The following is a 19,124-nucleotide window of genomic DNA, read 5'->3' as shown; positions in this document are numbered from 1 at the left end:
AAATTTTACGATCAGCTCTTTAGATAGGTGTCTAACCGGTTAAACCAGCCCTTTAACCATTTGTTTTCATTTCTTTCCGGCGGTGAGTTTTCTACTCTTGCCCTCAGGGTCGCTTTAGCTGATTTGACGAACTCCCCCAAAAGATCAGGTTCTGAAATATCCATGTTCAAAATGACTTGTAAAAGACCCCATCCTCTTCCGTTGTATCTTTCATCAGGCGAAAGTCCCGACCCTTTGAAATTGAAATAATCGATCAGGGAGTAGAGGCCCTCTTTTGTCTTGATGAGTTCGGTAAGCGTCTTACGAACCTTGTCCTGTTGTTCGGGGCTTACGCTGTCGGCAATTTCTCTCAGGTGGGCTTGGAATCGGGTTGCTATGAAGATCGCCTGATACTGTTTGGTTTCAAGTAAAAGAGTTCTTAACTCTTTCATTCGGTCACTATCAATGTCATCATAAAATTCTAACCTGCTGTTCCAGGGGCATGGTAAAGAGCTGTTCAGCCATAAAGGCAGCGTAACCTTTTCGGTTTCCAAATATTTTACCAGGAGTGGGAAAGTTTCCTCGAAGCGTTCGCTTTTCCCCTGAGTATGCCAAATGAAATGTCCGATTCCTAGCGATGCAAACGTTTCTCCTTTGTTCCAGGAGGTGAGTCCCTCTACTTTTCCGCCGCACTCATTTTTCCAGATTTTATGGCCGATGAAGTCTGCGGTTTCTTGGTGTATTTGAATCAAAAGGTCGTCAGCGGTCAGGGAGGAGGTTGCGAGAGTTAGGAAGAGTAAAATTTTGCGCATATACAGTCTCATATCCGGTTTGCGCCGATTATACCGGAAACGTCTCAAAATTATCAGACGGTTTCTCATTTATGACGGGCTCTCATATACCGAAAGTATCTCGATCGTGAGGCGCTCGCTGTTTGCCGAAAAATCAATTTTGAGACGCTATCGAGGGTAAAGCATGCGCATTTGAGTTTTAATGTGTGCTCTTAGAGACTGTCCACAAACTCAAATCAGTATGCTTTGGTCCTGAATTTGGTTTGTGGACAGTTCTTTTAGGAAAGTTTTCCCATTTTGTCTAATTCGGCATGGAGAATAGAGATCATTTTTTCTGAAGATGCATCTTCGTCGCAAATGATAGGAATATCTCCTAAGGACAGATCGGCTAAATTTGCCCTGTAGCGCGATCTAGCGATGATTTTAAGGTGGGGATTTGTGCTTTGCACTGTTTGCACAACGGCTTTAGTTACTGAGAATTCCGGCGTAGCGATAACCAGCAGACGGGCATTTTCAGGCTGAGCTTTTTCCATAATATGAAACTGAGCCGCATCTCCATAGATGGTTTCTACTTCCCCACCTTTAAGAGTGGATATGGCATCTATATTCTGGTCTACCACGGTGACGTGGTATCCTCTTTTTAAAATCTCTCTGGCGGCTGTTTGACCTACCGGTCCGAACCCGACAACAATTGCCCTTGGAAGGAACGATAGTTTGCCTTCGGGGTTATCGCCCAGTTTCTGCAAAGATAGTTCTACCGGCACATTGCTGTAACGAGAGTCTCTGCCTCCTGTCACGTTGAATAATTTAAACAAAATAGGGTTGAGTGTGATCGTAATGAATGCGCAAGCGACAATGATGTCATATCCATTGTCGGGGAGTATCTTCAGCACGCTCCCTTCTTCAGCTAGTATGAATGAATATTCACCGATCTGTGAAATGGCCAACGCGACCGTTAATGCCACCGTAGAAGGGTATTTGGCAATTTTAACGATCATAAATGCAACGACGGGGCGCAGTCCCAGCAGTATGATGAGTATGCCGAAGAACAGCGGTAAGTTATCAATCACTGCGACCGGATTAAATAACATACCGACAGAGAGGAAGAATATCACCGCAAAAGTGTCCCGCATCGGTAAAGCGTTTGCTGCTGCCTGGTAACTCATGTCTGTCTTGCCAACAATCACACCGGCGATGAAAGCTCCCAGAGCCAAAGAGACTCCGAAAAGATAGGAGCTACCAATGGCGATCATGAAGGTGCAGGATAAAATCGCCAGTGTGAACAGTTCGTGCGATCTTGTTCGGGCCACAATCTTTAAAAGTTTCTCAATGAGTTTCTCTCCGAATAAGTAGACGATGGCGCAAAGAGCGGCGATCTTCACCAGCACCAAAAGAATTGCAGAGATTATTGAGGCGTCGGAGCCGGCAGATGTCATGCTTGCCGAAGCGAAGGCAGGCAGCAGCAGCAGCCCGAATACAGAGATTAAATCCTCAACAATCGTCCAACCGACAACGATATGGCCTTGCTTTGTATGGAGAAGCCCCCGATCGGATAAGACGCGCACGATCACCACTGTACTCGATACGCAAATGGCAATGCCAATGACTAATCCGGCCAGTAGCGTGCCCCCCAGGTAGTAGGTGCAAAAGACACCGGCAGCGATGGAAATGCAGGAAAGTATTAAGGCGCCCGGAACAGCCAGCTCCTTCACCGCGAGCAAATCTTTCCAGTTAAAATTCAGCCCCACTGCAAACATAAGCAGTGTGACGCCAATAGTTGCCAGCTGATCGGTGATGTAAGAGTCTGCAGAAAAGCCCGGAGAGTTTGGCCCGATGATGAATCCTGCCAGCAAATATCCGATGGTGGGCGACTGCTTCACCTTTTGCGCGATGTAGCCAAATAGACATGCCGAACCTAGTCCGACAGCGAGCAGCCAGATAACTTTGAGTTCGTCTCCCATAGCCCCGTTTCGTGTTAGAAGATTAAAAATATCATTATTCATCTTGTTGGAAATTAATCAAGTCGAGATCAAGCGATATTGACGATGTGGCTCCATTAATGAGCCTCGGTTGGTCGCACGCCAATATTCAGAGTGGCAACAAGGGAGTAATGGTACGAAAGATGTTATGCAAATAACTTACCTCCAACATAGTGCAGACTTTTAAAGATGCCGAATCGACCTGTTTGTCAACGTGAGGAGAAAGATTGTAAAAAGAAAAAATAAAAAATATTATATATACACCAAAGCTTCCACTAAATTGGGGGAATTTGATGCACTTCCGGCATATAGAGTTTGCCTCGTTAATAAACCCGCTTAATCAACCATGATGAGAAGCTCTTTGGACAGTAAATCGGCGGGTGCGTTTTGGTCGTTTTCCCCCGACCAAGTCATCGCTTTTTCAAAGGCAAATCCTAAAGATGGGCTTTCTGATATAGAGGCGCAAAGGAGATTGAGGCGTTTCGGAAAGAATGTTATCCAGAAAAAAACGCGGACCGGAAACTTCTGGCTTTTTCTTAAGCAGCTTGACAATCCTCTGATTTTTATACTCCTTACGTGCGTCATCCTATCACTAATCCTCTACGATAGTTCCGATGCGTTGATCATATTAGCTATCATTGCCATAAGCTGCGTGCTAAGTTTTTTTCAGGAAAAGCGAGCTTTGGGTGCGATGGAGAAGCTTCTCCATATGATCAAAATTAAGACTACGGTAATCAGAGATTCCGAAGTTAGAGAGGTTCCTGTCGATCATGTAGTGCCGGGAGATCTGATACAACTTGGAGCGGGAGATATGATTCCCGGCGACTGCTATATATTGGAGTGTAAAGATCTGTTCGTTGACGAGGCAGCGCTTACGGGCGAGACGTTTTTGTCGGAAAAGAGTCCTGGGGTTTTGGCGGCAGATATCACGATTTCCAAGAGAAGCAATGCGCTATTCATGGGTACTCATGTAGTGAGCGGCACCGCAAAGGTACTTGTTGTGCGAACAGGCCTTGAAACAGAATTCGGTGAAATTTCCGGTCGGCTATCAAAACAACCTCCCGAGACTGAGTTTGAGAGGGGGATTCGCCAGTTTAGCTTCTTACTGCTTAAAGTAACTGTTGTCATCCTAATCTCTATCTTCGCATTAAACATTTATCAGCAGAGGCCTCTAATGGAGTCCCTGCTTTTCTCCCTTGCTTTGGCTGTCGGGCTTACCCCGCAGCTTTTACCGGCAATCATTTCCATCAACCTTGCTAAAGGCGCCGAGAGAATGGCCAAAAGCAAGGTGATCGTCAAACGACTGTCCTCTATCGAGGATTTGGGCAGTATGGACATTTTATGCTGCGACAAAACCGGCACGTTGACGAGTGGTGATATTAAGTTGAATGGAGCCTATGATCTCTCCGGCTCAAGCAGTCAGAAGGTATCGCTTTTGGCTTATCTTAACGCCCACTTTCAAACCGGATACTCAAATCCGATTGACAAGGCGATTCTCCAATTTTCAAGTCCTGATATCAACCAATGGATAAAGCTCGATGAAATTCCCTATTCGTTCCATCGAAAGCGCTTATCGATCCTGTTGAAAAACGGATCTGAGTCATGGATAGTTACGAAAGGTGCCTTCGAGCAAGTTTTAAGCTTATGCACAAAGGCTGAAACAGCGGAAGGAAAAGAAGTCGATATCACTATGTGCTCCAATGAGCTTAAAAGGCTGTATGAGGAATACAGCGGTAAAGGCTTTAGAATTATCGGGATCTCCTATCGCCTGGAAAAGGATCTTCGCACTATAGACACCGAAGATGATTGCGGAATGACCTTTGCCGGATTCTTGATCTTTTCCGACACGCCAAAGCCTCACGTGTACGAGAACATCGAGGAATTACGAAAGCTCGGGATAGGCTTAAGGATCATTACAGGGGACAGTAAGCAGGCAGCAATCCATTTGGCCCGGGTGCTCAAAATACCCGAAGGGAGCATTCTTACCGGCACGGAGATGCTCAAGATGAGCGATAGGGCCCTTGTTGGACAGGTTAAACAAAAGTGCATCTTTGCTGAAATTGAGCCGAACCAAAAAGAGCAGATTGTGCTGGCATTAAAGAACGCAGGCCATGTCGTGGGATATCTGGGTGATGGGATCAATGATGTAACGGCTTTGCATTCCGCAGATGTGAGTATCGCTGTCGATACCGGGGCGGATGTGGCAAAAGATGTGGCGGATATTGTTCTGCTTGAAAAGGATTTATCCGTGTTACAAAAAGGAGTTAAATCCGGCCGAGTGACGTTTGCGAACACACTCAAATATATTTTCATGGCTGCGAGCGCTAATTTCGGGAATATGTTCAGTATGGCGGGGGTGTCGCTTTTCATCGATTTCTTACCCTTGCTTCCCAAGCAGATCCTTTTGACTAATCTGATGGAAGATCTGCCTGAAATGATGATCGCTACGGATCATGTTGATGAAGAACGGGTACAGAGTCCTTTGAAATGTGATATCGCATTTATTCGAAAATTTATGATCACTTTTGGATTGATCAGTTCCCTTTTCGACTATGCCACGTTCGGAATGCTGATTTGGCTTAACGCGTCGGTAGAAGAGTTTAGAACGGGATGGTTTGTCGAGTCGGTTGTGTCGGCGGCCCTCATCGTTTTGATAGCCCGTACATTCAGACCGTTTTATCAGAGCCATCCGAGTCGAGGGCTGATGCTTGCGGTGTTCTCCGTGATCGCGTTCACATTTATCCTTCCTTATACTCTTTTGGCCCCCTATTTGGGTTTTACTCCTCTGCCAATGCGGTTGAATATCTTTGTATTCGTTTTGATCATCTTATATGCCCTGGCGGTCGAATGGGCAAAAAAGCGCTTTCTCCTCCGGTGGCTCGCCGAAGCCGGCAAAGCTCCTGAGACTGTTTAATAGGCTATTGCAGGAGTGAACCATCCTTTATTGGAAACGTAGCGAGATGGATCCGCACTTGCAAAACCTTTTCATTGCAGTTAGTGGACAGTCTTCCGGCGCGCGTCTCAGTTGATTCATTGCCCTCATTGTAATGTGTTTAGGTTTCGATGCTGCTTTTCCAATATAAAGGCCATAAACAACGAACTTTTGGATGACGCCCGCTAATCGGAAATGTTGTACTTAGAGAGTGTTCAGAAATTGAAATCGGAGTGCTTTGATACTGAATTCAGTTTTTCGGCAGTTTCTAAAAAGTTGACAGGGCGGAGCTGGCTTCCTATTGAGAGTTTGAAACCCGCCTGCTATTTTAAAAGATTGTGTGTCGATCAGGTTGTCAGTGCAAACTGACATGAAGGGCGTGTTATTCGATCGCCAGGGTTTATGAAGTTAACCTGTTTAGTGAGTCGGCAAATTGTTTAATATCTTTGGGACCAAAAGCCGCCGGACCACCGGTTAACGTACCGGCATCGCGCATCTCTTTTAAAAAATCACGTACCGACAGGATGGAGGCAATGGTGTTTTCATGATAAATTTGTCCTCTGGGGTCAAGGGCGACAGCTTTTTTTTTGAGAACCTCTGCGGCCAGCGGAATATCGGCTGTGATCACGATGTCGTGGGGTTCGACGTTGTCAATTATATGCTTATCGGCCGCATCGAAGCCATTGCTCACCACAGTCAACCGTATAAGATCGCTGGTGGGGATGTTTTGATAATCGTTGGCAACCAGCACCACGCTTATATTTAAACGCACACTCGTCTTGTAAATGATCTCCTTGACGGGTTTGGGGCAGGCATCGGCATCGATCCATATAGTCTTAGGCTTACGTTTTGGCATAAAAATCTCTGATTGAATTGATGCAAAAAAAAAGACAGTTACGACGGGTGTCATAACTGCCTTGTTTTTCAACTCCGGAAGTAGGATTCGAACCTACGACCAACGGATTAACAGTCCGCTGCTCTACCGCTGAGCTATTCCGGAAAAGGAAAATTAATCTTAAGCGTGTGTCGATTAATTTGCAACACATAGTGCAAAAAAAATGTATTTTTTTTGCTAAAGGAAAAGCTTGTCAGACGTGCTTTAACCAATTTTCGAGAGAATCCACGTATTGGGTGCGTCTATACTAAAGTGACTTGAAAATTTTGTTTTGCTAACCGAAGGTCTCGCGGCAAAATGAGTGAATGTTGCCCCATGTTTCTAATATTAGGTTACCTATGATCATTCAGCCTTGAGCTATCGAAGCAGAATCGCAACTATCGTTGGCATAGGGCGTTAAAAATGCTATTTCGTCCCTGAAAGCGCATTCAATCGTCCGGATCAGCATGAGTGTCGGCCTATCACCCATTTTTCCCCGACTTATCGACAAAAGGTGATTGAGCGGGTGCGAATGTTTACGAGGCTGTGCAATATCGCTTTTATCCGATATCGGTTCGCTGAGCTTTCGGTAGGTTTGAAAATGACGAGAGGATCTTTGGCGCAGTTTGGATAGTGGGGCGGCAACGCTAGGGGAATAGTGAAGGAGTGTTAATCAGATCGGCTGAGCCATTGATGCCGGTTGCTTAAGGGCGGATAACGAACTCAAAAAAAAGCCCTCCCGTTTCCGGGAGGGCTTTTTAAAAGCTGATTTAAGACGCTTTTAATTAGTAGTCCATGCCAGCGTGCATCGGCGCTTGCGACTTCTCTTCCGGAATCTCGACAACGATCGCTTCTGTTGTCAGGAGCATACCAGAGATAGAGACAGCGTTTTCAAGCGCGCAACGGGCTACTTTGGTGGGATCCAAAATACCGGCCTTGTACATGTCGACAAACTCATCGGTCAGGGCGTTGTAGCCATGGCCGTCTGTGAGTTTCTCTACTTCCTGCAAGATGATGGAGCCTTCTTTGCCTGCGTTTTCCGCGATTTGGCGAAGAGGGGAGGACAATGCTCTGGCAATGATGAGTGCGCCTGTCCTTTGGTCTCCTTCGAGCTTCTTGGCAAGAGCCTGTACACCCGGGATGCAACGGATGAAGGCAGTTCCTCCGCCGGGGAGTATGCCTTCTTCGACAGCTGCTTTCGTTGCATGCTGAGCGTCATCCACACGGTCCTTCTTCTCTTTCATTTCGACTTCTGTCGCAGCGCCGACTCGGATCACTGCAACGCCGCCCACGAGTTTCGCAAGGCGCTCCTGCAGTTTCTCTCTGTCATAGTCGGACTCAGATTCTTCGATCTGGCGGCGGATCTGTCCTGCACGCTCCTGGATCTTTTTCTTGTCGCCTTTGCCGTCTACTAAGACTGTCTCTTCCTTGCTGACGACCGCTTTTTTCACCCTGCCGAGTTGCTTTAGCGTGACAGAATCCAGCTTCTGACCGAGCTCTTCGCTGATGACTTCGCCACCGGTGATGATTGCCAGGTCTTCCAGCATTGCTTTTCTTCTGTCGCCGAAGCCGGGGGATTTAACGGCGCAGACTTTAAGCCCTGCGCGCAGTCTGTTGACTACTAAAGTTGCCAGGGCTTCGCCTTCGACATCTTCTGCGATGATGAGGAGGGGTTTGCCTGTTTCGGCGACGGCTTGCAGGATGGGGATCATGTCCTTGACGGCGGAGATCTTTTTGTCGAAGATGAGCAGATAGGCATCTTCCATGACAGCTTCCTGGGTCTCAGGATTGGTCATGAAGTAGGCGGAGAGGTAGCCGCGATCGAAGTGCATCCCTTCAACTACATCCAAAGTTGTCTCAAAGCCTTTTGCTTCTTCAACAGTGATAGTCCCGTCTTTCCCGACTTTTTCCATCGCACCGGCGATGATGTCGCCGATCTCTTTGTCGTTGTTGGCAGAGATAGTAGCCACTTGCGTGATCTCGTTTTTGTTCTGCACCTTTTTGCTCATCTTGGCAAGCTGCTCTCTTACATTTTTCAGAGCTTCTTCCATACCGCGCTTCAGGTCCATGGGGTTTGCACCGGCAGCGATGTTTCTTAAACCTTCGCTGTAGATTGCCTCTGCGAGCACTGTCGCTGTGGTCGTGCCGTCTCCGGCCTTGTCTGCGGTTTTGCTGGCCACTTCTTTGACCATCTGTGCGCCCATGTTCTCTGTCTTGTCGTCCAGCTCGATTTCTTTGGCTACCGTGACACCGTCTTTTGTGATGTGGGGGGCGCCATAGGATTTGTCGATGATGACGTTGCGGCCTTTGGGGCCGAGAGTTACTTTAACTGCTTCGGCGAGCGTACGTACGCCCTTTAAAATTTTCTGCCGGGCTTCTTCCTTAAACTTGATGTCTTTTGCTGCCATTATAGTAGCTCCTTATCGTTCAGTTACTTTTGGATTACGGCAATGATGTCGTCCGCGCGGACGATTACGTACTCTTCGTCGTCTAAAGTGATCTCCTGTCCGGAATATTTTTCCATCAGGATGACGTCGCCGACTTTCACTTCGACCGGGATCAGGTTGCCGCTCTTGTCTTTTTTACCTGTGCCGACAGCGATGACTTCTGCCCTTTCCTGCTTTTTCTTTGCTGTGTCGGGGAGGATGATGCCGCCTGGTAGTTTTTCTTCCGCTTCAAGCCTCCTCACGAGAACTCTGTTGCCGAGAGGAGTAAGACGCGTGGTGGTTTTTTTTGCTGTTTGCGCTTGTGCCATGTTTATTCTTCTCCTTTTTGGATGATCTTTGATGCTCTGATGCTGTTAGTTGTTGAAGGTAAAATGTACTCACGGGATAGTTTTTTTGCAATCAAAATTAGCAGAGTTGGGTTGTAATTGCTAATTTTTAGTGGAAACCTCCCTTTCTCTCGGTGCATTTTCTTGAGTGATAAGGGCTTCCATCTCATCAACGAGGTGAGTGAAGTGGTCGATCGCCTTTTCGATCGGGGCACTAGTCCGCATATCGACTCCGGCGAGGAAAAGTGTATCCAACGGGTACTTGCTGGAGCCGCTTTGCAAGAAACCGAGGTACTCTTCCTGCTCTTTTCTGCCCCCTTCCATGACGCGTTCGGCAAGCGTCAGGGCGGCTGAAATTCCCGTGGCGTACTGATAGACGTAGAAATTGGCGTAGAAGTGGGGGATGCGGGACCATTCGTACTTGGCCTCATCGTCAAAGATAACGCGCTCTCCAAAATACTTCTTATTCAGCTCCATGTACTCGTAGTTGAGCAGTCCCGGGGTGAGGGGGATGCCCTTTTCAGCCTTTTCATGAATCATGAGTTCAAACTCGGCAAACATGGTCTGCCTAAACAGCGTTGCCCTGATGTCCTCAATTTTCTCGTTCAGCAGAAAGATCTTCTGTTCTTTGGATGAGAGTTTTTTGAGGAGGCTGTGGGCCAGGAGCTCCTCATTGAAAGTCGAGGCTACCTCTGCCAGGAAAATCGGATAGGGCGCATCGTGGTACTTCTGATGCGAGTTGGCCAAGTAGCTGTGCATGCTGTGTCCGGCTTCATGCGCCAGGGTGAAAAGGTCCCGAATGCTCTCCTTGTAGTTCATCAGGATATAGGGCTGGCTGTCATAGCAGCCGGAGGAGTATGCGCCCGACCTTTTGTTTTTATTCTCAAAACGGTCTACCCATCTGTCGTTTTTCAGCCCTTTCAAAAGCCGATCCTGGTAGGAGGCGCCTAAGGGTTTGACTGAGTCGATAACCAGATCCTCCGCCTCTTCATAATTGAAGCTGATGTTGACGCTCTTCACCAAGGGGACGTACATGTCATAGAGGTGCAAGGGGCCGACATTGAGGATCTTTTCCCTTAGTGCAATGTAACGGTGCAGGTCAGGTAAGCGATTGTTGACCGCCTCGATCAAAGAGTAATAGACTGAGGTGTCGATGTTGTGCGGGTAGAGCGCAGCATCCAGACACGAGGGGAAATTTCTGGTCTTGGCTGTGAACTCATGTTTCTGAACCGCTCCTTTGATCAACTCGGATAGGGTGTTGTTGAACTTGCCAAAATGACCATGCATTGCCTTGAATGCGTTCATACGCAAAGTTCTGTCTTGAGATCTGATATAGAGGTGGTATGAACCGTGTGTCAGTTCATGCAGCTCGCCCTTGGAATCTTCGACTTTGCCGAAATGAAAGTCTGCGTTGGTGAGGGATGAAAATGCCCGGTGTGACAGCTCCATGGGTTTTTCGGCGATCGCGAGCAGTTTTTCTTCTTTGGGCGATAGTGTATGGGCTCTCATGCGATAGAGCTTTTCCAGGAAGAAGCGGTAATCGGTTAGGAGAGGGGAGTTTTTAAGTTGTTGAAATCTCTCCTCTGGTATGGAAAGTATTTCCGCTTCAAAAAACGAGGTTGCTTCAGAGAAGGCGTGATAGAGGTCTTTGGCCATCGATTCGATCTTTTTATGCTCCTCGTGAGCGACATCTTCATCGTGGCGCAGGTGTGCGTAGGTGTAGAGTTTTCTGAGTTTTCGATCCACGGAAAAATAATCGATGAGAAATTGATGCAGTGCCTCAGCGGAGTTCCCAAGGGTTCCGCTTAGAGCGGAGAGCTCCTTGAACGGGGGATGCTTTTTGTTTCCAGCGACTTCGTCGAACTCTCTGTTCCACTCTTCGATGGAGCTGTAGAGTGCTTCGACATTCCAAAGATCAGCAGGAGACGTTTCCTCTCTTTTCAAGATCATGACAGGTTCCTTTATGGGTTGCATTTAAGAGGCTGTCCACATACTGATTTGCATTTTTGGACAGTATTTAAGTACGGTTCAGTATAGAAAATGGGGCAATTTTTAACGAAAGCAACTTTCAATTCCAGTCACCTCCGGAACGCGATCCCGGGGAATTGATGAGAAAGTGAGTAGCGACCGGTTAGGCAGATGTCGCTCTTTGCCTTCTCAGATCAATTTGTGGTGAGCACATCATCAATCAATCAGTGAGTTATGATGCATTTTCCTCACGCGTGACAGGTTTGATAAAGACCCTATGCCAAATTTTGAGATAGTTTCTTTAAACAAATCATACGATTTCAGTTTGTGGACAGTTTATTGGGTTTCAATTCTATCGGTTTATTATGGTCGCTGGGTTTTGAGATTATAAAGAAAAATCGGAGGGTTGTTTTTTTTGTAAGTTATTCTATAATTCTGGTAGATTGAAAAGTAATGATTTAAAATGGTTTTCGCCCATCGTGTGCGAGGCAGTCAATGAATTTTGTTTGGTTATGATGAAGGAATCTCCGATGATAAAAAAATATAAAGGATCTTTCACAGTCCAAAATGCCAGGGGACTGCACACGAGACCCTCCACGGAGATAGTCAAGTGTCTCACCCGCTTTAAAAGTGATGTTATTCTGAAATATAAAACGACCAAGGTGAATGGACGTTCACTTATGGGTATTCTGATGCTGGCTGCTGAGAAGGGGGCCCGTATAGAGGTGAATGCCCAAGGCGATGATGCCGAAGAGGCTGTCTTAGCTTTGCAAACTCTTGCGCGTGAGCAATTTCATATCAATTACTAAGAGATTGCCCACAAATCCCCAGTCATACCGAAAGTGTCTTAAAATGTGTTTGGCTTTCTTAGGGCTCTCATGTCAAATTCTGAGGTGCTTTCGGTATGAAGCATTTCAGTTTAACCACTGACGCCGCGAGCTATTCCTCGATCGGAATGGTTCTATCTAAAACGTCTCGTGTGCAAAACACGGGCGCATTGTTCATGAGGGCTAAGATGATGCAATCTGACGGCCTTGAGTCAACTTCCACGATATGGCGGAGATCTTCGTGGCGCATCTCCAGATAGAGGCGCGCAAAATAGACGGTGTCTTGCAAGTCGGATATCACAACTTGTTTGATGCGAATTTTAAGTGCCTGAAAGATGGTGTCGATCAGATCGTGGGTGAGGGGCCTTGCCTTTTCCTGGCCGGTTAAATACATTTGCAAAGCTTTACCGATACTGGGGTCTGTGTAGATGGCGAATCGTTTCCCTTCAGCTCCTAAGATGACGACCGTGTAGGAGCGTGTTTGCATGATTTTATCAAAGGAGAGCTGGACTAGTTCGCTGAGCATCTGGGCCTCATGAAGACAAAGTCTTGGTTCTGGATATCTGAAGATTGACAGGATGCAAAATTTTTGTCATGGCTAAAAGGAGGGGAGGCGTCTCTTCTCGTCTCTCGTTATCGCGAGTTGTGAGTGGGTGACTTCGAAGTTATGTCGACAGCCTCTTGAACTTTGGGGTTTTGAGACGGTTTCGGTATATCGGTATCAGTAGATGTGGACACTGCCATTTTCCTCGCCCATGATGACCCTTCCGGCGTAGCCGAGAAAGAGCCCGGTCTCAATCACGCCGGGAATGTTAAGGAGGGAGAGTTCCAAGCCCCAGGGATCGCTAAGTTGGTCTTCAAGCTGAATATCGTAGATGAAATTTCCATTATCGGTTGTGTAAACACGCCCCTCCCTCAACCGGATCGCCCCTCGCAGGTTCATCGATTCGATCTTATTGATCGTGAGATTGGAGCCAAACGGAAGGATTTCAACAGGCAAAAAAGAGCCCCCCAAATGTTTTTTCCTTTTGGTCGAGTCGATAAGGACTATCATTTCCCTGCTGGATCCTGCGATTATCTTCTCACGAAGCAGCGCGCCACCGCCTCCCTTGATCATATTCTTCTCATCGTCAATCAGATCAGCGCCATCGACATCGATGTCGAAGTACGACACCGACGCAATCGGCACAAGGGGGAGTCCCAGGGATTTTGCGAGACTTTCGGAAGCGGTAGAAGTGGCTGCGCAACGAAATGAGAGTCCGTTTTTGAATCGTTCAGCGAGGGCCTCGATGAAGTACTTTGTCGTTGAGCCGGTTCCAAGTCCTACAGTCATGTGCGGCTCGATGAATTCTGCGGCCTTGATGCCAGCTGCTCTTTTGGCTATCTCCATTGGTTTTTGATCCATGGTGGGACTCTCCGCTGTTTGAATGCTATGTGCATGGATTCATTGAACTAACTGACGGAAATAAAACCAATAGAAATTGGGCTATCCCGAATGTGTCTCAAAATTTGGCATGGGGCTTTTTATTTGCTAAAAACCAAATTTTGAGACACATTCGGTATAATCCTCGAAAAAATTCAGAATAGTGGATTACTATGCTGGTAGTTTAGCTACGAGACTGTTAATGGATGTGGGTTTCGCCGATTCGAGAGCTGATATTGATCCTTAAAATCAACAGGGTGCCAATCCATTAACAGGATCTGCGTTTTAAAGAAAATTCAGCACGCAAATCATACGATTTTAGCGGTATGAAAGGCTTTTTGAGCCTGAAGGGAGAACGCGATGATAACCAGGCAGATGCTGCTTTGCCACCTCAATGAACTCTATGCCGTCCAGCAGTTTCAAGACTCCTGTCCGAACGGTCTTCAAGTCGAAGGCTGCCCTTATATTGAAAGGGTGGCTGTTGCAGTTTCTGCCACTTTGGAGACTATTCAGCAGGCTGTGCGTCATCAATGCCAGGCGCTGATTGTTCACCATGGCCTCTTTTGGAATCGCGATCCCTATCCGGTCACGGGCTCCAAAAAAGAGAAGCTTTCCCTGTTGCTTAAAAATGAGATCTCTTTGTTGGCCTATCACCTGCCGATGGATGCCCACGCAAGTATCGGAAACAACTGGAAAGCAGCTCTCGACTTGGGTATGTTTGACCTCACTCCGTTTGGCTGCTACGACAAGATGTTCATTGGCGTCAGAGGTAAAAGAAAGCCGGAGAGTGTCGCCCAGTTTAAAAAGTCTTTGGAAGAGTACTATCAGCATCCCGCCCATACGGCGTTTGGGGGGAGGGATACAGTAGAGGAGATTGCCATTATCTCAGGAGGCGCCTATAAGATGCTCCACGAAGCTGTGGGAACATCCATAGACGCATTTATCACAGGAAGCTTCGATCTTCCCGCCTGGAATGAGGCTAGGGAAGGCGGAATCAACTTTTTTGCCATGGGACACCACGCCTCTGAGCGGGTCGGTCCAAAGGCGCTCCTGAAGCATTTAGAGTCGACCTTAGGAATTCCGTGTGTTTTTGTTGAAGAGGATAACCCTTTTTAGCCTCTCATCACAGATCTTGCTCGCTGATGGGCGGTTTGGATTGTTTGACTCTGTCTTTTAGCAGGGGAGAGGTGCCGGGCTTTTTAAAATCGTCCTGGAGCTGTGACAACAGCTGCTGGACAAACTTGCTCTTAACTTGAGCCGGGCTCTGATTTTCATCGAACATTTTAATGTTTTTTTCCTGAAGATTGATGCGCTGATCCTGGTGGCGCGTAATCCACTTCTGGATATTTCTGCTCATTTCCCTCAGCGAATCCAGTGTGATGGACTTGGTTTCCGTTTCAATGATCTTTTCGAGCTTGCGTCTCACCTTTTGGACAGCCTTGCTCTCCTTTGCTCTCTCTACCATATAATATCTCCATACAAAAAGATCGATTCCCACACTGGGCGCCGCTCCTTGACATCAAGGGCCGCTCCTTCCATTTTACTATATTATAAATTTATTTTGAAGTTGAAGCGGTTTTATGTATAGTCAAGCGACCGGCCGCGGCCTGAATCTTCCGATTAGGCAAAGCAGTGAAATTTTCCAACGTACTTATTTGACAGAAAATCACTTAAAGCCGAGAATAGACCCCGCTCCGAGTCATTCTTACACTATCTGTAGAAGGATAAGGAGCACTTTTACCCGACAACACTGAAATGAGCTATGAAATCTGTAATCGACCTTCTGCAAGAGCGCGGCTTTGTCGACGCTATCACCCATGAAGAAGTTAAAAATCTGGTAAAGACACCCTGCAAGGTGTATTGCGGCTTTGATCCCACAAGCGACTCTCTCCATCTTGGAAACTTAGTTGCCGTGATCGGCCTCGCCTGGTTCCAGAAGATGGGCCACACTCCGGTCGTCTTGGTCGGAGGAGCAACTGGGATGATCGGTGATCCTTCCGGGAAAAGTGAAGAGAGGAACCTTCTCACTAAAGAAAAAGTCGTCGAGAACCTGAAAGGTATCACAGCTGTCTTGGAAAAGTTGCTGGATTTCAACGCTCCTAATAAGCCGATCATAGTTAATAATCTCGACTGGTTCCAGGGATTTTCATTTCTAGACTTCCTGCGCGATGTAGGCAAAAATTTTCGTTTAAGCTCCATGCTGGCCAAAGAATCTGTAAAAGCGCGTTTAAATTCCGAAGAAGGGATCAGCTACACGGAGTTTAGCTACCAGATTTTGCAGGCCTACGATTTTCTCCATCTCGCCAAGACGTTGGGTGTCTCCATCCAGATCGGCGGCAGCGATCAGTGGGGAAATATCACTCAGGGTACAGAACTTGTCCGTAAAGAAATGGGTAAACAGGTCTCCGGTCTGACTTTTCCTCTGCTTACCCGTTCCGATGGAAAAAAATTCGGTAAATCGGAAAAGGGGGCCATCTGGCTTTCGAAGGATAAACTCTCCGAATTTGAATTTTATCAATATCTCTACCGCGTTCCCGACTTAGATGTTATTCGGCTTTTAAAGATGCTGACGTTTTTAGATGTAGCAGAGATAGGGCGCATCGAGGAGAGCATGAGGGCACAAGACTACGTGCCGAACACCGCTCAGAAAATTTTAGCTGCTGAAGTGACCCGTTTCGTACACGGTGAAGAGGGGGTGAAGAAAGCCCTCCACGCCACCGAGGGGGCATACGCAAAAGGTTCCGAAATCTCTCTTGAAACTTTGGAAGCAGTCTCCGGCGACATGCCGACAATGGAAGCTGCCTTGGAGGAAACGCTTGGGAAAAAATTGATCGATCTACTCGTTCAATCCGGCTTGCAAGAGAGCAAAGGTGCTGCCAGACGTCTGATCCAGGGCGGCGGCGTTTCCGTGAACAATCAAAAAATTGACAATGTTGATTTTTCGATCAGCGCATCAGACCTTATCGGGGAGCGCTTCATCTTAATCCAGGTAGGAAAAAAGCAAAAACTCTTGGTCCGAATGAAAACATAAACGGACAAAATCCTGCGAAAACACCCGTTTTTCAACATCAAATTTAACAATGTGCTTGAAACGAAAATGTTGATGTTTATTATAGGGTAACTAAGTACCAGCGGGAAAGTGAGTCCTTTTGCTTCATGACTGAGCGAAGGTCCCCGGAGTGGGACAGGCTGTAGCCTTCCCTGATCCACGGCAGATTTACGAATCAATTTTCAAATAAAACAAGCAACGAAGTTGAAAACTTCAAGATAAGGAGTTCTAACACCATGACAATAGACAACAAGAGTACGATGACTAAGAAAAAACTGATCAATGCTATAGCGCAGGAGAAGGGGATTCATCCGAGCGATGTGCGTCATGTGATCCAGGCTTTTTTAGATAAAATGACAAATAGTCTCTCTCACGGAGATCGTCTCGAATTCAGAGACTTTGGAGTTTTTGAAGTTGTCAAGCGTAAGCAAAAAATCGGCAGAAACCCCAAAAATGCTGCAGTGCCCATCATCATCCCTGAAAGACAAGCGGTCAAATTCACTCCCGGCAAGAAGATGCGCAAGCTGATCGAGACCGAGCCGGCACATTCCAAGCGCTAAGCCAAAGCTGATATCAGTAGAGCCCACTAGTACCCAACCCTATAAATTTTGATGGGGTAGACTAGTGCTCTGTTTGATAAGTTTTAGTCATAGAAGGTAAGTAAAAGCCCCGTGGGTGAAACATCGTAAGTGGTATTGTATTGATTTAATACTATGTCGCGCACGGTGTTCCAGCCACGGGGGCTTTTACTTTTCGCAGCGGGCTAAAACGTATCAAACAGAGCGCTAGTAAGTAACATCCTGCGGTCAAGCGATCGCAAAGGGGTATTGCTTTATACCGAAAGCCTGTCAAAATTTGGCAGACAACCAAATTATGGTTGTCTACCCTTGCGCCTGTAGCGTATAGGGCTGGGTGCTGGCGCTAGATAAAGTAAATTTTTTTAAGTTTTAGCGCCTAAATAAGAGCCATTTCTCTCGTTTCCATTCCTAGCGCTTTTATTCTGTCTCTCCCTCATTTAAAAATCCCTTTGTACAAAAGGCGCGTTTTATCCGAAGACTCACCGTTTAAGGCGTATAAGAAACAACGCGGGCAGCTCGAAGTCCTTGGCAAAATTTCGCTGACGAATTATTCTTTTAGTCTATACTGGGCCCGGAGTAGATAGGTGCAACTCCCAGGGAGTCGAGGCATCTGCATTAGAGTAGGCAGTTTTAAGAGACTGCCCACCTACTGAAATCGTATGATTCGTTTGACGAATTTGGTGATAAGCTTCGAGAGAATTTTCAGAATGTGGATTAATATTCTGAAAATTCTCTCGAAGCTTATAGCCTAATTCAGCAGTAAAGCTTACTAATTTCACTCGGTGGAAAGTCTCTAAAACCTGCTGGCTTGCGCGGGATGGCATTTCAAAGAGAGGTTCGGTGAACCTTGTTTCGCTTGCCAGGGCTGTGATAGCTCTCGTCAGCGTAAAGAGCAGGTAGCGATAACGCCGATTAAATAGGTCTTTTGATCCATGAATTTACCTAAGTTGTTTTTTTTCTTAGCTGTGTCCTTGCTTGGAGTCATTGCTGTCGTGGCTGTTTTTAAGAAGGCCAAGGACAAGTCCGATCAAGAATTGCAAGCGGCAAAAGTTATGGAGATCGAGCTGGGCGAGCAAGTGCGTTCCCTCTCAGGTGCAGGAGAGGAAACACCGACTTCGGAGATTGTAAAACCCGAAACCATCAAGGAAGAGACCAGGCGTTCGGACGAACAGCTTCCGACAGCAAACCGGATTGAAGAGCTCTTCCGCAAAGGGGATCCTAAGTTACCGATCGTAGAAACGGTCGTTTACAAGAGCCGGGTTGATTGGCTGCAGGGCAGGCCTGCGTGGATTTCAGACTACGCTTCTCACTATAAGACCAGCCGCCACTTCATAGCCCGGAGTTTAAACGGTAAAACGGACTATTTTAAACAAGATGTGGCAATCGGCGACCGCTTTAATGTGTTTAGGAAAGACAAAGATATCGCATTCTATCTTGTGATCGACACGTCGCGATCGAAAATGTGGCTATATTACTACGACAAGGGTCTGGATGAGAGGGTGCTGATCAAAAACTACGATGTAGGGCTTGGCAGAGTGGCTCCTCAAAACCCTTCAGGACTTTTAACACCGCTTGGAACGTATAAGCTCGGAGAAAAAGTCGCGATCTACAAACCGAAGCAGCAAGGTACATTTAACGGTGATAAAATTGAAATGATGCGTGTCTTTGGCACACGCTGGATCCCGTTTGAAAAGGAGATAGACGGGGCAACAGCGCCGGCCAAAGGCTTTGGAATCCATGGGGCGCCCTGGGCTGTCAATGAAAAAGGGGTTTTCGCTGAAGATAGAAAGTGCATTGGCAAATATGAAAGCGACGGCTGCGTGCGGCTTGCGTCGGACGATGTCGAGGAGCTTTTTGCTATCGTAATCACCAAACCCACCTATGCGGTGTTGGTCAAAGATTTTTTTGATGCCAAGCTTCCGGGAAAAGAAGCTAAATAATTTTATTATAA

At 46.8% G+C, this 19,124-nt stretch carries 15 protein-coding genes and 1 tRNA gene; 6 read left to right on the top strand and 10 right to left on the bottom strand.

Annotated features, from left to right (window positions below; translation table 11 throughout):
* Positions 1-11: 11 nt before the first annotated feature.
* Both ELAC_RS05625 and ELAC_RS05620 read right to left on the bottom strand, forming a co-directional pair.
* Entirely contained in the window at positions 12-791 is a 780-nt protein-coding gene (locus ELAC_RS05625; protein ID WP_098038308.1) for a hypothetical protein, read from the bottom strand.
* 257 nt (positions 792-1,048) lie between these two features.
* Positions 1,049-2,731, bottom strand: a complete 1,683-nt coding sequence (locus ELAC_RS05620) for a cation:proton antiporter (protein ID WP_098038307.1) — start codon at positions 2,729-2,731, stop codon at positions 1,049-1,051.
* A gap of 379 nt (positions 2,732-3,110) precedes the next feature.
* Between ELAC_RS05620 and mgtA the strand changes: the two genes are divergently transcribed.
* On the top strand, positions 3,111-5,663 hold the full coding sequence (mgtA, locus tag ELAC_RS05615) for a magnesium-translocating P-type ATPase (RefSeq protein WP_239414393.1): 2,553 nt from the start codon (positions 3,111-3,113) through the stop codon (positions 5,661-5,663).
* 418 nt (positions 5,664-6,081) lie between these two features.
* Here the strand turns inward: mgtA and ELAC_RS05610 are convergent, their stop codons facing one another.
* From ELAC_RS05610 to pepF, 5 genes are all read right to left on the bottom strand, one after another.
* Complete coding sequence (locus tag ELAC_RS05610; RefSeq protein WP_204250537.1) at positions 6,082-6,591, bottom strand: YaiI/YqxD family protein; 510 nt, start codon at positions 6,589-6,591, stop codon at positions 6,082-6,084.
* A gap of 18 nt (positions 6,592-6,609) precedes the next feature.
* Positions 6,610-6,681: transfer RNA gene (locus ELAC_RS05605), tRNA-Asn, on the bottom strand.
* A 659-nt stretch (positions 6,682-7,340) separates the two neighbouring features.
* The gene (groL, locus tag ELAC_RS05600) at positions 7,341-8,963 is read right to left on the bottom strand and encodes a chaperonin GroEL (RefSeq protein WP_098038306.1); all 1,623 of its coding nucleotides are present in this window, start codon (positions 8,961-8,963) and stop codon (positions 7,341-7,343) included.
* 23 nt (positions 8,964-8,986) lie between these two features.
* Positions 8,987-9,310, bottom strand: a complete 324-nt coding sequence (locus ELAC_RS05595; protein ID WP_098038305.1) for a co-chaperone GroES — start codon at positions 9,308-9,310, stop codon at positions 8,987-8,989.
* 120 nt (positions 9,311-9,430) lie between these two features.
* Positions 9,431-11,278 (bottom strand): oligoendopeptidase F, encoded by a 1,848-nt coding sequence (gene pepF, locus ELAC_RS05590; protein ID WP_098038304.1) that lies wholly within the window; start codon positions 11,276-11,278, stop codon positions 9,431-9,433.
* Positions 11,279-11,826: 548 nt separating this feature from the next.
* Between pepF and ELAC_RS05585 the strand changes: the two genes are divergently transcribed.
* A complete protein-coding gene (locus ELAC_RS05585; RefSeq protein WP_098038303.1) occupies positions 11,827-12,105 on the top strand; it encodes an HPr family phosphocarrier protein in 279 nt (92 codons plus the stop codon).
* Between the two features lie 130 nt (positions 12,106-12,235).
* Here the strand turns inward: ELAC_RS05585 and ELAC_RS05580 are convergent, their stop codons facing one another.
* Positions 12,236-12,649 (bottom strand): bifunctional nuclease family protein, encoded by a 414-nt coding sequence (locus ELAC_RS05580; protein WP_098038302.1) that lies wholly within the window; start codon positions 12,647-12,649, stop codon positions 12,236-12,238.
* A 195-nt stretch (positions 12,650-12,844) separates the two neighbouring features.
* Positions 12,845-13,528: a ribose 5-phosphate isomerase A gene (gene rpiA / locus ELAC_RS05575; RefSeq protein ID WP_098038301.1), complete on the bottom strand. Its 684-nt coding sequence runs from the start codon at positions 13,526-13,528 to the stop codon at positions 12,845-12,847.
* Between the two features lie 378 nt (positions 13,529-13,906).
* Here rpiA and ELAC_RS05570 point away from each other — a divergent pair, with 378 nt between their 5' ends.
* The gene (locus ELAC_RS05570; RefSeq protein WP_098038300.1) at positions 13,907-14,662 is read left to right on the top strand and encodes a Nif3-like dinuclear metal center hexameric protein; all 756 of its coding nucleotides are present in this window, start codon (positions 13,907-13,909) and stop codon (positions 14,660-14,662) included.
* Between the two features lie 7 nt (positions 14,663-14,669).
* On the opposite strand, the gene ELAC_RS05565 is transcribed toward ELAC_RS05570, so the two are convergent.
* The gene (locus tag ELAC_RS05565; protein ID WP_098038299.1) at positions 14,670-15,011 is read right to left on the bottom strand and encodes a hypothetical protein; all 342 of its coding nucleotides are present in this window, start codon (positions 15,009-15,011) and stop codon (positions 14,670-14,672) included.
* A gap of 297 nt (positions 15,012-15,308) precedes the next feature.
* Between ELAC_RS05565 and tyrS the strand changes: the two genes are divergently transcribed.
* The 3 genes from tyrS (at position 15,309) to ELAC_RS05550 (ending at position 19,113) form a co-directional block, all read left to right on the top strand.
* On the top strand, positions 15,309-16,577 hold the full coding sequence (tyrS, locus tag ELAC_RS05560) for a tyrosine--tRNA ligase (RefSeq protein WP_098038298.1): 1,269 nt from the start codon (positions 15,309-15,311) through the stop codon (positions 16,575-16,577).
* A gap of 254 nt (positions 16,578-16,831) precedes the next feature.
* Positions 16,832-17,155, top strand: coding sequence for an HU family DNA-binding protein (locus ELAC_RS05555; RefSeq protein WP_098038297.1), 324 nt, complete (start codon positions 16,832-16,834; stop codon positions 17,153-17,155).
* Between the two features lie 950 nt (positions 17,156-18,105).
* Entirely contained in the window at positions 18,106-19,113 is a 1,008-nt protein-coding gene (locus ELAC_RS05550; RefSeq protein ID WP_098038296.1) for a L,D-transpeptidase, read from the top strand.
* The last annotated feature ends 11 nt before the right edge of the window (positions 19,114-19,124 follow it).

This window comes from Estrella lausannensis, assembly GCF_900000175.1.
Lineage (GTDB): Bacteria > Chlamydiota > Chlamydiia > Chlamydiales > Criblamydiaceae > Estrella > Estrella lausannensis.
This window is presented reverse-complemented; position numbering and strand designations above follow the sequence as displayed.